This is a genomic window from Sphaerospermopsis sp. FACHB-1094, from assembly GCF_014696195.1.
GTDB classification, from domain to species: Bacteria; Cyanobacteriota; Cyanobacteriia; order Cyanobacteriales; family Nostocaceae; genus Sphaerospermopsis; species Sphaerospermopsis kisseleviana.
The window spans coordinates 62,307-77,028 of sequence record NZ_JACJPT010000017.1 but is presented as its reverse complement, the minus strand read 5'-3'; the positions used below and the strand labels follow the sequence as shown (position 1 = coordinate 77,028).

The 14,722-nt window shown below is 39.4% G+C and carries 17 protein-coding genes; 9 read left to right on the top strand and 8 right to left on the bottom strand.

Annotated features, from left to right (window positions below; all coding sequences use genetic code 11):
• The first annotated feature begins 227 nt into the window (after positions 1–227).
• The 3 genes from H6F47_RS08035 to H6F47_RS08025 all read left to right on the top strand — a co-directional run bounded on the left by H6F47_RS08035 (position 228) and on the right by H6F47_RS08025 (position 1,898).
• The gene (locus tag H6F47_RS08035; protein ID WP_137666419.1) at positions 228–842 is read left to right on the top strand and encodes a type I restriction endonuclease; all 615 of its coding nucleotides are present in this window, start codon (positions 228–230) and stop codon (positions 840–842) included.
• A gap of 196 nt (positions 843–1,038) precedes the next feature.
• Complete coding sequence (locus tag H6F47_RS08030) at positions 1,039–1,278, top strand: hypothetical protein (protein WP_096571979.1); 240 nt, start codon at positions 1,039–1,041, stop codon at positions 1,276–1,278.
• A 242-nt stretch (positions 1,279–1,520) separates the two neighbouring features.
• Positions 1,521–1,898, top strand: coding sequence for a GxxExxY protein (locus H6F47_RS08025; protein WP_096571978.1), 378 nt, complete (start codon positions 1,521–1,523; stop codon positions 1,896–1,898).
• A gap of 176 nt (positions 1,899–2,074) precedes the next feature.
• On the opposite strand, the gene H6F47_RS08020 is transcribed toward H6F47_RS08025, so the two are convergent.
• The 5 genes from H6F47_RS08020 to H6F47_RS28820 all read right to left on the bottom strand — a co-directional run bounded on the left by H6F47_RS08020 (position 2,075) and on the right by H6F47_RS28820 (position 6,820).
• Positions 2,075–3,079, bottom strand: coding sequence for a transaldolase (locus tag H6F47_RS08020; RefSeq protein ID WP_096571977.1), 1,005 nt, complete (start codon positions 3,077–3,079; stop codon positions 2,075–2,077).
• Positions 3,080–3,351: 272 nt separating this feature from the next.
• Positions 3,352–4,782, bottom strand: a complete 1,431-nt coding sequence (gene pyk, locus H6F47_RS08015; protein WP_096572853.1) for a pyruvate kinase — start codon at positions 4,780–4,782, stop codon at positions 3,352–3,354.
• Between the two features lie 219 nt (positions 4,783–5,001).
• The gene (gene gap / locus H6F47_RS08010) at positions 5,002–6,015 is read right to left on the bottom strand and encodes a type I glyceraldehyde-3-phosphate dehydrogenase (protein ID WP_096571976.1); all 1,014 of its coding nucleotides are present in this window, start codon (positions 6,013–6,015) and stop codon (positions 5,002–5,004) included.
• 208 nt (positions 6,016–6,223) lie between these two features.
• On the bottom strand, positions 6,224–6,493 hold the full coding sequence (locus tag H6F47_RS28825; RefSeq protein WP_334310697.1) for a hypothetical protein: 270 nt from the start codon (positions 6,491–6,493) through the stop codon (positions 6,224–6,226).
• Positions 6,494–6,538: 45 nt separating this feature from the next.
• A complete protein-coding gene (locus H6F47_RS28820; RefSeq protein WP_347239074.1) occupies positions 6,539–6,820 on the bottom strand; it encodes a hypothetical protein in 282 nt (93 codons plus the stop codon).
• Between the two features lie 205 nt (positions 6,821–7,025).
• Between H6F47_RS28820 and menB the strand changes: the two genes are divergently transcribed.
• Positions 7,026–7,859, top strand: coding sequence for a 1,4-dihydroxy-2-naphthoyl-CoA synthase (gene menB, locus H6F47_RS08000; RefSeq protein WP_096571975.1), 834 nt, complete (start codon positions 7,026–7,028; stop codon positions 7,857–7,859).
• A gap of 170 nt (positions 7,860–8,029) precedes the next feature.
• Here the strand turns inward: menB and H6F47_RS07995 are convergent, their stop codons facing one another.
• Together H6F47_RS07995 and H6F47_RS07990 are read right to left on the bottom strand one after the other, a co-directional pair.
• Positions 8,030–8,353 (bottom strand): hypothetical protein, encoded by a 324-nt coding sequence (locus H6F47_RS07995; RefSeq protein ID WP_096571974.1) that lies wholly within the window; start codon positions 8,351–8,353, stop codon positions 8,030–8,032.
• 273 nt (positions 8,354–8,626) lie between these two features.
• Complete coding sequence (locus tag H6F47_RS07990; protein ID WP_190347534.1) at positions 8,627–9,220, bottom strand: DciA family protein; 594 nt, start codon at positions 9,218–9,220, stop codon at positions 8,627–8,629.
• A 361-nt stretch (positions 9,221–9,581) separates the two neighbouring features.
• Between H6F47_RS07990 and H6F47_RS07985 the strand changes: the two genes are divergently transcribed.
• The 4 genes from H6F47_RS07985 (at position 9,582) to H6F47_RS07970 (ending at position 13,213) form a co-directional block, all read left to right on the top strand.
• Positions 9,582–10,766 carry an SPOR domain-containing protein gene (locus H6F47_RS07985; RefSeq protein WP_190648479.1) on the top strand — a complete coding sequence of 395 codons (1,185 nt, stop codon included), beginning with the start codon at positions 9,582–9,584 and terminating at the stop codon, positions 10,764–10,766.
• Positions 10,767–10,877: 111 nt separating this feature from the next.
• Positions 10,878–11,567, top strand: coding sequence for a PspA/IM30 family protein (locus H6F47_RS07980; RefSeq protein ID WP_137666423.1), 690 nt, complete (start codon positions 10,878–10,880; stop codon positions 11,565–11,567).
• 225 nt (positions 11,568–11,792) lie between these two features.
• Positions 11,793–12,596: a PspA/IM30 family protein gene (locus tag H6F47_RS07975; protein WP_096571970.1), complete on the top strand. Its 804-nt coding sequence runs from the start codon at positions 11,793–11,795 to the stop codon at positions 12,594–12,596.
• 281 nt (positions 12,597–12,877) lie between these two features.
• Positions 12,878–13,213: a thioredoxin family protein gene (locus H6F47_RS07970; RefSeq protein ID WP_137666425.1), complete on the top strand. Its 336-nt coding sequence runs from the start codon at positions 12,878–12,880 to the stop codon at positions 13,211–13,213.
• Here the strand turns inward: H6F47_RS07970 and H6F47_RS07965 are convergent.
• Positions 13,199–13,378 carry a hypothetical protein gene (locus H6F47_RS07965; RefSeq protein WP_190648476.1) on the bottom strand — a complete coding sequence of 60 codons (180 nt, stop codon included), beginning with the start codon at positions 13,376–13,378 and terminating at the stop codon, positions 13,199–13,201. The genes H6F47_RS07970 and H6F47_RS07965 overlap by 15 nt on opposite strands.
• Positions 13,379–13,405: 27 nt before the next feature.
• Between H6F47_RS07965 and H6F47_RS07960 the strand changes: the two genes are divergently transcribed.
• Positions 13,406–14,632, top strand: a complete 1,227-nt coding sequence (locus H6F47_RS07960; RefSeq protein ID WP_190648473.1) for an LL-diaminopimelate aminotransferase — start codon at positions 13,406–13,408, stop codon at positions 14,630–14,632.
• The last annotated feature ends 90 nt before the right edge of the window (positions 14,633–14,722 follow it).

The following is a 14,722-nucleotide window of genomic DNA, read 5'->3' as shown; positions in this document are numbered from 1 at the left end:
CGTATTATATATCAAGTAGTTGATTTTTTCCTAAAAATATATTGATTTTTGTCAATATAAGTATAGTTTTGTCTATGAAATTGTCAACTTAGGACTTGCTCAACTGTCACAGATCAAAAAAGCCATAGCATCAAAAACAGAAAATTATGCAGGAATAGAACAAAGATGGCTTTTTCTGAACACAATTCCTTTCACCATATCCCCATTGACTGTTTCACCCAAAGCTTATGACTATTGCAGTTACAGAAAATATTCAATCGCTTCATGATGTAGAGACAAAGTTAGGGCTGCGGCGATCGCATGATCCAGACTTCTTCATGGAATGGTGTAGAGATTTTGAAGAATTAGAAGATACTGAAAAAACAACTCTAGATCGGATCAAAGGGTCTTATGTATATCATATTAATCAAGGCTTTTTGTCCGAGGGGACGGTAAATTTGTTGATGGTTTCACCATTACTATTTTTGGCAGGTTTTCTGGAATCACCTTTTAGTTTGCGAAGTGAGCAGTCAGTTGAGATTAACGATTATAATGGTAGTGTTACTTATCACGGAAGAATTGATGCTTTAGTTTTGAATAATAACTTATGGATAGTTTTAGTTGAAGCAAAGCGTTCTAGTTTTTCATTTTTAGTGGCAGTACCACAAGCTCTTACCTACATGACAGCAAGCCCGAATGGTGATAAACCAACCTATGCACTCGTCACCAACGGCGATCATTTTATGTTTGTGAAGCTGCAACAATCGCAATACGATCTTTCTGATGATTTTTCACTTTTTAAGCGATCAAGTAATGAACTCTATCGCGTGCTGCAAATTCTAAAATCCTTCCAGAATCTATAAATAATGAATTTGAACACGGATTAAATGGGTTACACAGATTTCATGGATTTTCTGGGATTAAGAGTTATTAAGGTATTTTATTAGTAGAAGGTTATATGATTAAAATAAGTAAAATCCGTGAAATCTTTTAATCCGTATAATCCGTGATTCAGAGGTTGTTTTAATATTAACTTAACTATTAGTTGTTGAAGAGATTGTGACAGTTTTAGATGGTGCTTTTCCGTCTTTTAGTAAAGAGATAACTGGTAAACAGATCACAGGACAAAACAAGGAATTATTGCGTCATTGGTTTACCCATGCGACGGTAGCTGAAGCCTATGGACTTAACGCCGAAGACATAGCCGAAGTTGAGAATTGGTATGCGCGTAGATATCCAAAATTATCTCAAGCTCAGAAAGCCAACCTGCGGAAACTACAACATTTGAACACGGATTAGGCAGATTACACAGATTGCACGGATTAAATTGCGTGTGGTAAGCTGTTACACAGCTAAATTGTATAATCCTAATATTCTGAACTCTTGTTTAACAGGCAAGATGCCTGTTCCACTTATACAAATTAAATGCACAACAGCTTAGTGACAGACATCAAAATCAGCGCAATCCGTAAAATCCGTAAAATCCGTGTTCTAACAGATTAAAATCAGCGTAATCCCATCTAATCCACGTTTCAACTACTATGCCCCTCAAACATGAAGACATAACCCAAAAAATAATCGGCGCATCCTTTGAAGTGCATAAGTTTCTCGGTAACGGATTCCAAGAAGTAATTTATCAACGCGCCCTAGCCTACGAATTTCATCAAGCAGGATTAAACTTTGCCAGAGAAATCGAACAGCAAATATATTACAAAAACCTACCCGAACCCATCGGCACACGCCGCGCTGATTTTGTGGTTGAAGAAAAAATATTAGTCGAACTAAAAGCCACCAAACAACTAGAAGATGTCCACTTTGCCCAAGCCCTAAACTACCTCAAAGTCTATAAACTCGAAGTCGGACTATTAATTAACTTCGGAAGCAAAAGTTTAGAATTTAAAAGGCTGATACGAACATAAAACATCTGAACACGGATTACACAGATTTTAATTACCTCATCTAATCCGTCGATAAAAGCTAGTAAGGTTTTGCAGAATTACCAAAGGTTATTTCCCCCATGCCAACAAAAAAACAGATCCCCGGTTTCTTCAAGAAACAGGGGATCTAAATCACCTAAATCATCTAATAATTATCCTTAACCAGCAGCTACCATTTCTTTTTCCAGACGTTCCAATCTTTCAGCCAATAATTGCTCTAAAGTAATTAAAGCCTTGGTAAAACCGTCAATACCTTCAGAAAGTTTATCAGATGCCATCCGATCGCCAGCGTGCATCTTATCAAAAGTGGCTTTATCAACAGAGATTTTTTCAATAGATAAACCTGCAACCTTAGCAGGATCAAGTTTGCGGGGTAATTCACCCACAGTATTTTGCAATTCTGATAATAAACCAGGAGAAATAGTCAACAAATCACAACCAGCTAACTCTGTAATTTCGCCAATGTTACGGAAACTAGCACCCATAACTTCAGTCTTATAACCAAACTTTTTGTAGTAGTTATAAATCTTGGTTACAGACAATACACCAGGGTCTTCTGCGGAAGGATAGCTATCCCGTCCGGTATCTTTCTTGTACCAGTCAAGAATACGACCCACAAAAGGAGAAATCAGAGTGACACCAGCTTCAGCACAGGCGATCGCTTGGTGAACACCAAACAACAAAGTTAAGTTACAGTGAATACCTTCTTTTTCCAAAATTTCCGCAGCCTTGATACCTTCCCAAGTCGCAGCAATTTTAATTAAAACCCGTTCCTTAGAAATACCCGCAGCTTTATATTGAGCAATCAAATCTCTAGCTTTAGCCACTGTAGCATCAGTATCATAGGATAACCGTGCATCTACTTCAGTAGAAACACGACCGGGGATGATTTGCAGAATTTTCAAACCAAAAGAAACCGCCAAACGGTCAAAAGCTAAAGAAACTACCTCGGCTTGGGTAGCCTTAGTACCAGCATCTTTTTTCGCTTTAATTAAAGTTTGGTCAACAATATCTTGATATTCCGGCATTTGTGCCGCCGCAGTAATCAAAGAAGGATTGGTAGTAGCGTCCTGGGGTTTAAACTTTTCAATTGCTTGGATATCTCCAGTATCCGCCACAACAACGGTTACTTCCCGCAACTGTTCCAGTAAATTTTTAGCCATAACATACTCCGTAAATTTTTTTGGTGTAGGATTTACCAATCCCCAATTATTTAAACTCTTTGATCTTGCATACGATTCTGATTTTGGCAACTTTTCTTAATAATTGCCTAACCTTACTTGACTAAATCATTCCTCTCAGGTGTGCAGTTGCCAACTTTTTTTGATTTATTAACCGCAAAGTACGCAAAGTACACAAAGGAAGAGAAGGAATGAAGTTGAGAATTTTTGAGCAGGAAGAGAAAAGTTCCAGCCTCAGCCCTATTTTAAACGTCTCAAGCTGTAATAGGCTGTCCAATAGAATGCACTTTGATTAAACTGGTTGTTCCTGACATACCAATTGGTACTCCAGAGGTAATTACAACTTTGTCACCTTTTTTCACAAAACCCTTTTCTACCACTGTGTTAACCACATTGGTAAACATCTCCTCTGCATGGTGAACAGGGTTGATTAACAAAGGTTCTACACCCCAAGATAAAGCCAACTGACGATAGGCAATGGGTTCAGAAGTCAGGGTAATAATTGGTGTCAGAGGACGATATTTAGAAATCAATCTAGCCGTATTTCCAGAAGTTGTATTACAAAGAATCGCCTTAGCACCTGTTTCATAAGCAATGCGACAAACCGCTTGGGCAACTGATTCTGTAACACTCAGACGACCGGCTTCATGATTCCAGGTATGTTTAGCACCCGCTTGCAATGCTTTTTCCGTTTGCAAAGCGATATTGTGCATTGTTTGTACCGCCGCAATGGGATATTCACCCACGGCAGTTTCTCCCGACAACATCACCGCATCTGTACCATCCAAAATGGAATTAGCCACATCCGTTGCTTCGGCGCGAGTGGGGTCAGGGGCGCTAATCATCGACTCTAACATCTGCGTAGCTGTAATCACAGGCTTACCAATGAAATTACAGAGACGAGTGATATCTTTTTGAATTAATGGCACTTGGTGAATGGGCATTTCTACTCCCAAATCACCACGGGCAATCATAATCGCATCAGCAACTTCTAGGATGTCATTTAACTGGGCGACAGCTTCCGGGCGTTCAATTTTGGCAATCAGACGGATTTTAGAACCAGCAGCTTCAATCATGCGTTTTGCCGGTTCTAGGTCTGCGGGCGATCGCACAAAAGAAACCGCTACCCAGTCTACACCCAATTGAATCCCAAACCGTAAATCCTGCAAATCCTTTTCTGTAATGGAACTCACAGGTAAAGGAGTCGCAGGTAAATTTACACCCTTATGAGAAGAAATCAACCCCCCAATATCCACATGAGCGCGAATTTTATCAGCATCACGACTGGTTACAGTTAACTTCACCCGACCATCATTAATCATAACTGGTTCACCAGGTCGGATCATTGCAAATAAAGTAGGTAGAGGTAGGGGAAGTTCATCAATATTTTCCCCCTTTTCCTGTAACAGAAAAGTCACCTCACTCCCAGCTTCCAGCATCAAACCTTCCGGTGGTAACTTCCCCAAGCGAATTTTCGGACCACACAAATCCTGCATAATCGCAATGGGTCTTTTTAACTCATCACTAATGCGTCGTAAATGGTGAAAAGTTTGAGCGTGAGCTTCATAAGCACCATGCGAGAAATTCAACCGAGCCATATTCATTCCCGCTTCCACCAAAGCTTGCAGCTTTTCCGGTGCAGCAGTAGCAGGACCAACAGTACAGATAATCTTGGTTCGACGCATCATAAAAAGTAGGGGGTAACGGTCTAGGTAGTGCAACCTCGTTAAGCCCATACTGGGGACTGGGGATTGGTGATTAGTGACTGGTGACTGGGAAGAGATGGGGAGGTAGGGAGGCAGAGAAATTTTAGATTTTAGATTTTAGATTTTAGATTGGAGATAACAAAAACAATCCAAAATCCAAAATAGCCCAATCCCCAATCACCAGTCACCAGTCCCCAATCACCTATTTGCCATTGACAACATCAAATCAACAACACGGTTAGAGTAACCCCATTCGTTGTCATACCAAGAGACAACTTTAAAGAAGTTAGAATTTAATTCAATTCCTGCACCTGCATCAAAAATGCTAGAGTGGGCATCACCTTGAAAATCTGTAGAAACTACTTCTTCATCGGTATAACCCAAAATACCTGCTAACTCACCCTCAGCAGCTTTTTTCATTGCTGCACAAATTTCTTTGTAACTTGTAGATTTGACAGTTTTGAAAGTTAAGTCAACTACCGAAACATCAGGGGTAGGAACTCTAAAAGCCATCCCTGTTAACTTACCTTTCAACTCTGGTAAAACCAAAGCCACAGCTTTAGCCGCACCAGTGGAAGAAGGAATAATATTTTGAGCCGCACCTCTACCACCGCGCCAGTCTTTTTTACTTGGTCCGTCTACTGTAGGTTGAGTAGCAGTCATCGCATGAACTGTAGTCATCAAACCTTCAGCCAAACCAAAGTTATCATTAATAACTTTAGCAATTGGCGCTAAACAATTTGTAGTACAACTAGCATTGGAAACAATTAAATCCTTTGCAGGATCATAGGATTGATGGTTTACACCCATCACCATTGTTTTCACTTTTTCAGGATCTTTTGTAGGTGCAGAAATCACAACTTTTTTTGCACCAGCTTTTAAGTGATTTTCCGCCCCAGCATAATCAGTGAAAAGTCCTGTAGATTCCACAACATAATCTACACCTAATTTACCCCAAGGTAATTCTGCGGGATTTCTGACAGAAACACAGGGGATAAAATGCCCATCAATTACCATGCCATCTTCCCTAGCTTCCACCTTACCTTTTAACTTACCGTGTGTGGAGTCGTACTTTAAAAGATAAGCCAAATTATCCGGTGGTACTAAGTCATTAATCCCCACAAATTCAATGTTAGGATTATTAATACCCGCACGGAGTACCAAACGACCGATCCGCCCAAAACCGTTAATAGCGACTTTCAACTTAGCCAAAATTTAACCTCCTGTTTGTAGAGATTTAACCAGAGAAAATTGGCCAGATTAATTCTACTCTGACTTAGCTGATTCTTACAGTAAAAAAAGTCATAAAGCTAATTTAATCAGTATATTTTAATGTTTGGTAATGAGTGATTGGTAATTGGTAATTGGTAATTGGTAATTGGACAAAACACTTTTCTGTCACCTGTCACCTGTCACCTAATTACTTGACAGCACTCGTTAAAATACCCATAATTTTACCAACATCATTTAAAAAATACTCAGCCAAATCAATTTGTACCCGTTCACCTGATAACTTTAAAAACTTCCAAATTTCCCCAGTGGTCACTACACCATAAATTTCTGTAATTTCATTTTCTTCTCTTTCATTAAATAATTTAGCAGCATACATTTCTGCTATACATTGACCTAAACCGCCTTTAATATTTTCATTTTTGGCTTCAACAACTAAAATTACCGGGGCATTAATCAATAAAAATTCAGGAGAACGACTAATAATAAAATCACAATTACCAGTTTAACCCTGACTAGAATCAACATTAAATTCTACACCAGAAAACAAACTAATTTCCTGATTTTTCTTTTTAGTTAACTCCAATAAAATAGGTGTAATAATCATCTCAGAACGAGATTTTTCTGTATTACTAGCCAAAGCAAAAGGAACATTATAAGCTAAAGCTTCCTGTAAATAATCACTGATTTGTAATGGTGCAAATTCAGCAAAAATATTATCTCTCGTAGAAATTTTGAGATTCAGGTTTTTCTTAACAGCTTCTAAAGTAAAATCACTGTAAGACATAAAATCATCCTATTGGATTTTTCCAACTTCAGAATACAATAATAATCAAATAATATCATGTCTGTTTAGTTATTAGTTATTAGTTATTAGTTATTAGTTATTAGTTATTTTTTCCAATCACCAGTCACCAGTCCCCACCCCAGTCACCAGTCCCCAATCACCAATACCTGATAAAATTCTCAAGCACCATAGTTAACTCATCCCTATGTCAACTGACTGGAAAACTGTTAAAACCTACGAAGATATTCTGTATCAAAAAACCGATGGTATCGCTAAAATCACCATCAACCGTCCCCACAAACGCAATGCTTTCCGCCCAAAAACTGTCTTTGAACTTTATGAGGCTTTTTGTGATGCTCGTGAAGATACTAGTATTGGTGTAGTTCTATTTACGGGTGCAGGACCTCACACAGATGGAAAATATGCTTTCTGTTCCGGTGGTGATCAAAGTGTACGCGGACAAGCTGGTTATGTTGATGATGAAGGGATTCCGCGCTTAAATGTGCTAGATTTACAACGTTTGATCCGTTCTATGCCTAAAGTAGTGATTGCTTTAGTCGCTGGTTATGCTATTGGTGGTGGTCATGTTTTACATTTAATTTGTGATTTAACCATAGCTGCGGATAACGCCATTTTTGGACAAACAGGACCAAAAGTAGGAAGTTTTGATGGTGGTTTTGGGGCGAGTTATTTAGCACGAATAGTTGGACAGAAAAAAGCGCGAGAAATTTGGTTTCTCTGTCGTCAATATAATGCCGAACAAGCTTTAGAAATGGGATTAGTTAATACAGTAGTTCCTGTAGCAGAACTCGAAGCTGAAGGGATAAAATGGGCGCAGGAAATATTAGAAAAAAGTCCCATTGCCATACGTTGTTTAAAAGCAGCATTTAACGCTGACTGTGATGGCCAAGCAGGGTTACAAGAACTGGCTGGTAATGCAACTTTACTTTATTACATGACCGAAGAAGGTTCAGAAGGCAAACAAGCTTTCTTAGAAAAACGGACTCCCAATTTTCGGGACTTTCCTTGGTTGCCTTAACCATCCTCACAACCGCACCTGATCACAAGGTGCGATGCTAATAAGGCTTGATTAAAAACAAAATTGCAGCACCAAAAAATTAGCTAACTAAATGCAATGCCAATGTTATATTTAGCAGTCTGATTGGGAAAAATATAATTAGAGTAGTCACCAAAAGTAGTAACCAAGTCTTAAACAACTATAACTTTAGTTTTTATCTCTGGTAATGAGGAAACAGATGTTTCAGCAACAGTTGTAAATTCTAGATTTTCTAAATCGGAATTGATATTAGCTGCAACGGGTAGGATAGGTACAATAGGTTTAGATAATGGTAAGCTCCAATTATCTTCTAAAGATTCCCATGTAGGAGCAAAGGCGGGGATCGCTAAAGAGCAAGCTTTCCAACCAGCTTGAACAGGTGCGCTTAATTGCTGACACATACCACCACGACGGCCTTCTGGTTGGTAATGACGACAATACCTACAGGCTGATGTTAAAGGGTTAATTGGCTTCATAATCTTGAGTCTTGAGTGGGAACGAAGGGTAATTATCACACTTAATATTTTCGTTCCCTGACAAAATGGGTATAAAAGCCAAGAAGTAATTATCTAATAAGGGTTTTAGGTATTTTTTTGAAAAAAAAATTTTTATTATGTTTTTATATTTTTGTCATATTTGTATATGATTAGTGAAGTGTCCACATACTTGTTTTTGCCTATAACGCATTGGGGATCAAAGGTAAAGAGTGAGATTTGGATGACACGAGCCTTTTAGATGTTGCATTTTGGCTATTTTTTGTTTCCTGCTTGATCAATGACAAATTTAGCGGCACAAGGAGAACAAACACCCCAGCGTTGGACTTCACCTGGTGGGGATGGGCATTGACATTGGGGGCAAAGAGGTAAGTTTAAGTTATGCGATCGCTCTTGTCTATTTCTAGCCCATTGTTCAAAAGCTGTCTGAGCATTTTTAGCACTAGCTTTAAGTTCAGGTTTGGAAATACCCACACCTACATCACCCAAATAACTGGGGTGTGCTTGGGGTGATAAAGTTTGTTGTGGGTTGTCTGGTAATGGTGTTTGTTTCCATTGGGCAGTAGAAAACCGAATATCTATCAAAGGTGTAGATATCTCGTGATTCAACTTTTTATTTAACTTTAAAAGTAGATTTTTGCGTTGAAAAGTCAAATTTTGCGCCCAAGCTGCACTAGAAGTTGCTACCCACAAAACATCACGCTGAATCGACAAAGGGCGTGTTTGTGCAGCAACCTTAACCCCAACAACTTCTTGCCAACACTTGAGCAAGCGTGAAAAAGGTTGTTCCTGCCATTGGGCTTCCAGTTGGAGAATGCCTAAAATATCATTAACAGATTTCAACGACATCTAGATTTGGGTTTGCTGAAAAAGTTATCTGTGTTCCCGCAGCGTGACGTAAGTCATGGGCTAGGAGATTAAGGAGTCAGGAGTCGTAGGGGCAAAGCATTCGGGCAACAAAATTATCAATTTTATCAACACGCTATTTTCCTGTCAGGGCGAAGCATTCGGGCAACAAATTATCAATTTTATCAACACGCTATTTTCCTGTAAGGGCGAAGCATTCGGGCGATCAATTCTCAATTTTGATCACAGGTTATTTTCCGAATGCTTCGCCCCTACTTCGCCCCTACTTCGCCCGTACAGGAGTCACTTGAATTTTTTACTGATAAAATTCATACAGCACTATCATATTGAAGGCATCCTGGCAATGAGTCAAAATCCCACAATTGATTCTGGTACTTCATCCGCTAAAACCTCTGGCTTACAACCAGCACTAGCAGCAGCACTAGGAAGTTTAGAAGTGCAGTTGGATCAAGAGTTAACTAGATACCGACGCGCACGCAATGGAGTGAGGCAAACGAAAAAAGTTAGTGTAGAAAATTATATTCCTCAGCCATCCCAAGAGTTAAATACCATAACTGAGACATTGGTAACAACTCAGCCATCAACGTCAGAATTTAAGAATAACTCAATTTTTCTAGAAAATTCTGTCTCAGATGTGGAAAAACAGGAACAAATCAATCATTTACCACTGTCTTCTGCCGAACAGTCTACCAAAATACAAACCCCACCACCGCCACCTGAGTCAAAGCCTATCAGTAGTATAGTACCGACAAAGCCCAAGGCTGAAGGTGAAACTCCTGTAGCGGCAAATCATACTCCCAAACACCCAGATGATTATTTAGAATCCAGTGAAGCACTGCTGCGAAGTCTCCAAGAAGAACAACCACCAACCAACAAATCAAGTAATTCTAACGACAGTTTACTGTCACCGTTGGGTATTGGTTCTATGCTGCTGCTGTTAGCTAGTTTAACTTTAGGCTATGTAGTATTTAATCCCCGAACTTTACCACAGTTGCATTTGAGCCAACTTTTTAACCGGATCTCCTCAAAAAATAGTGAAAATACTTATGTTTCGGAAAGTAATCCCTCACCTATAGCCCAACCAGAAATCACACCTATCCCCAAATATCCTAACTTGGCGGCTCGTGAGTTTCCACAGGTGAGAGATCCTAATGATGTAATAGGTTTAACACCGAAAGTTAAACCAACCCCGACAGCTACTCCCCAACCCATAGTCATCGAAACACCAATAAGTCCAGTAGTTCCACTAACTTCAGTCCCCAATGTTTCCGCTATACCCAAGCCCAAGGAAACTTTACCAGGACTGAATACAGAAATAAAACCATCAGCGGATGGGTACTATTATATTGTGGCTGATAATCAAGGCAATAATGCTTTAGCAAGTGCGCGGCAAGTTGTTCCTGATGCTTATTTATCAGATGGACAAAAGTATATTTATCTTGGTGCGTTGAAGACTGAAGAGGAAGCAAAACAACGTTTACAGCAACTACAGGCAAAAGGCATTAAAGCCCGTGTACGAAAACCATGATAGGTAATTGATAATTGATAATTGATAATTGATAATTGATAATTCAGAATTGATCATGGAAAGAAGCCTAAACTTGCTGGTTGCTAAAACCTGAATGGAGCATATTTAAGTATGGAAGTGATGAAGCGCATTTTGCGGGTGATTCGTGCTAATGTTAACAGCTTGGTGAATGGTGCTGAAGATCCAGAAAAAGTTTTGGAGCAAACCTTTCTGGAAATGCAGTCAAATTTGGTACAATTGAGACAGGGAGTTGCTGGTGCGATCGCTACCCAAAAACGCACTGAACGTCAAGCACTTGCAGCAGAATCTCAATCTCAAGAATGGTATCGTCGCGCTCAACTAGCTCTCCAACAAGGTAATGAAGTTTTAGCACGGGAAGCTCTCACCAAACGCCAAACTTACCAACAAACGGCTACAGCTTTGTTTGAGCAAATAGAACAGCAAAAACAAGTAGTAGACAAGTTAAAACAGGATATGCGTAGTTTGGAGTTGAAAACCGCAGAAGTAAAAACTAAAAAAGATATGTACATTGCTCGCGCTCGTTCTGCTCAAGCTTCCTATAAACTTCAGGAAATGCTGAGTGAATTTTCTACTACATCTAGTCTGAGTGCATTAGAACGCATGGAAGATAAGGTGTTGCAGATAGAATCACAAGCAGAAGCAATTGGTCAACTGGGTAGTGATAATCTGGAAACAAGGTTTGCTAATTTGAATTCTATTAATAATAATGTCGATGTTGAACTGGCAGCAATGAAAACCCAAATGTTAAAGGAGGTAAATAACCAGCCGACAGAGATATAGCCTTTCAGTGCAGCAAGTAACCAAAACTCCAAGGTGAAAACTCCAAAGTGTTAAATGTGATGAGTTAATGTAGCTGAATTATAGGGTGATGATTCAGAATGGAGAGAGGAAACCAATCCAGACTGAAAAGATTAAATTGAAATAGGTAACTATTAAACAGTAAAAAACTTCACTGTCTAACAAATTGCGTAAACCTCAAGCATAAAAACAAGGAAAAACAAAGTTATGGGATTATTTGATCGGCTTAAAAGAGTAGTTAGTGCGAATGTTAACGATTTAATCAATAAAGCAGAAGATCCAGAAAAAATGCTGGAACAAGCCCTGTTGGAAATGCAGGAAGACTTGGTACAGTTACGTCAAGGTATTGCACAAGCCATTGCTGCCCAAAAACGCACAGATAAACAATACAATGAGGCTGTAAATGAAGTTAATAAGTGGCAACGTAACGCCCAACTAGCTCTGCAAAAAGGTGATGAAAACTTAGCCCGTCAAGCATTAGAGCGCAAGAAAACTTTTAATGATACTGCTACAGTATTAAAAGTCAGTTTAGATCAGCAGACTGTACAGGTGGAAACTCTGAAAAAGAATTTGATCCAGCTAGAGAGCAAAATTTCTGAAGCTAAAACCAAGAAAGAAATGCTCAAAGCGCGAATTACTGCTGCTAAAGCTCAGGAACAACTGGGTTCAATGGTTAGTGGAATGAGTACAAGCAGTGCTATGGCTGCTTTTGAGCGCATGGAAGAAAAGGTTTTGATGCAAGAAGCTCGCGCTCAGTCTACAGCAGAATTAGTAGGTGGAACTTTAGAAAGCCAATTTGCCCAGTTAGAAGGTAGTAGTGATGTTGATGATGAATTGGCAGCTTTGAAAGCAAGTATGCTACCACCAGCAGCACCTCAACCGCAACTACCCCCACAACAACAACCCACCAATACACAACAACCAACTACCACAGCTAAACCTGCGGAGCCAGTGGATGATCCATTAAAAGCTGACTTGGAAGCTTTAAAAAGACAATTAGATCAGTTGTAAGTTTTGCAGAAAACACATTTGAGAATATCCCACACCTCAAGGTTGTGGGATTTTGTTTCGTTGGGGACTGGTGACTGGTGACTGGGAAAGAAAATTTTAGATTTTAGATTTTAGATTTTAGATTTTAGATTGGAGTTAACAAAAACAATCCAAAATCCAAAATCCAAAATCCAAAATAAATAACTCCTGACTCCTGACTCCTGACTCCTGACTCCTGACTCCTTTTTACGATACAGTAATGTGTGTGTCAACTTGGAAGATGCCACCTAATGGAGACTTTAATGAGTAAGGGTGTAATAACTATCACTGACGCTGAGTTTGAAACTGAGGTTTTAAAAGCCGAGCAGCCTGTATTAGTTTACTTTTGGGCTTCCTGGTGTGGTCCTTGTCAATTGATGTCGCCAATGATTAGTTTAGCTGCTAATAAATACAGCGATCGCCTAAAAATTGTCAAGATGGAAATTGACCCTAACCCCCTAACTGTGAAACAGTATCAGGTGGAAGGTGTCCCTGCACTCAGGTTAATTAAAGAAAAGCAACTGCTAGAATCGACTGAGGGAGTTATCAGCAAAGATCAATTACTCAGTCTTTTGGATCAGCATTTAAATAGTAATTAGTAAATGGTCAGGTACTGGGGACTGGGGACTGGGGACTGGGGACTGGGGACTGGGGACTGGGGACTGGGGACTGGAGGCAGAAGAGAGGTATTTTCCTCCTTGCTCCCTTTCCTCTTTCCTGTTCCCTATTTTTTGACTTTTGACTTTTGACTTGATTTTGCCCAATGACTAATTACTAATGACCCATGACTAATGACTAAAATGCAATTTGCACAACGTTTACAACCTCTACAAGCTAATGTATTTGCGGATATGGACAGGGCTAAGGCTCTAGCTGTGTCTGCTGGAAAAGAATTAATTGATTTGTCTCTGGGATCTTCTGATTTACCAGTAGATAATCATATTATTGATGCGATCGCCAAATCTCTTGATGATCCTAACACTCACGGTTATTTGCTGTTTCGAGGAACTCAAGGATTTCGTCAAGCTGCTGCTCAATGGTATGAGCAAAAATTCGGTATTAAAGTTGACCCAGAAACAGAAGTTTTACCTTTGATTGGTTCTCAGGAAGGAACTGCACATTTACCTTTAGCAATTCTCAATCCTGGTGATTTTGCCTTGTTATTAGACCCTGGTTATCCTTCCCATGCAGGAGGAGTTTATTTAGCAAGTGGGCAAATTTACCCAATGCCATTAAAAGCAGAAAATAATTTTTTACCAGTGTTGACTGATATTCCCGCTTCAGTTTTAGCTCAGTCACGGCTGATGGTGTTAAGCTATCCCCATAATCCTACCAGTGCGATCGCTCCTTTATCTTTCTTTCAAGAAGCTGTAGCTTTTTGTCAAAAGCATAACATTGTTTTAGTCCATGATTTCCCCTACGTAGATTTAGTATTTACCCAGGACGAAACTTTCAATCCAAAATCCAAAATCCAAAATCTAAAATCCTCAGTTCCCTCAATTTTACAAGCTGACCCTGAAAAAAGCGTTTCTATTGAATTTTTCACCTTGTCTAAATCTTATAATATGGGTGGTTTCCGTATAGGTTATGCAATTGGTAACGCTCAATTAATTCAAGCTTTAAAACAAGTCAAAGCCACCGTTGATTTTAATCAATATTTGGGAATTTTGCATGGGGCGATCGCTGCACTTACAGGCAATCAAGACGGTGTAAAAAAATCAGTTGCTATTTTCCGCCAACGTCGTGATGCTTTCATCAATGCCTTGCAACGCATTGGTTGGAACGTTACCACACCAGAAGCAACTATGTATATTTGGGCAAAATTACCAGAGCCTTGGAGTAATAATTCTATCAAATTTTGTACAGAGTTAGTTAAACAAACTGGTGTAGCTGCTTCTCCGGGTGCGGGTTTTGGTCCAGCGGGGGAAGGATATGTGCGTTTTGCGTTGGTGCAAGAACCACAGATATTAGAAACTGCGGTAGATAGAATTGCTGAATTTATTAATTCTAGCGTTTGAGAAACCATAATCTTTGCAAAATAGTCGGTTTTAACCGACTTTAGCTATAAGACAGGGAATTTATTCCCTGGCGTGCTGTTACATTAAAAA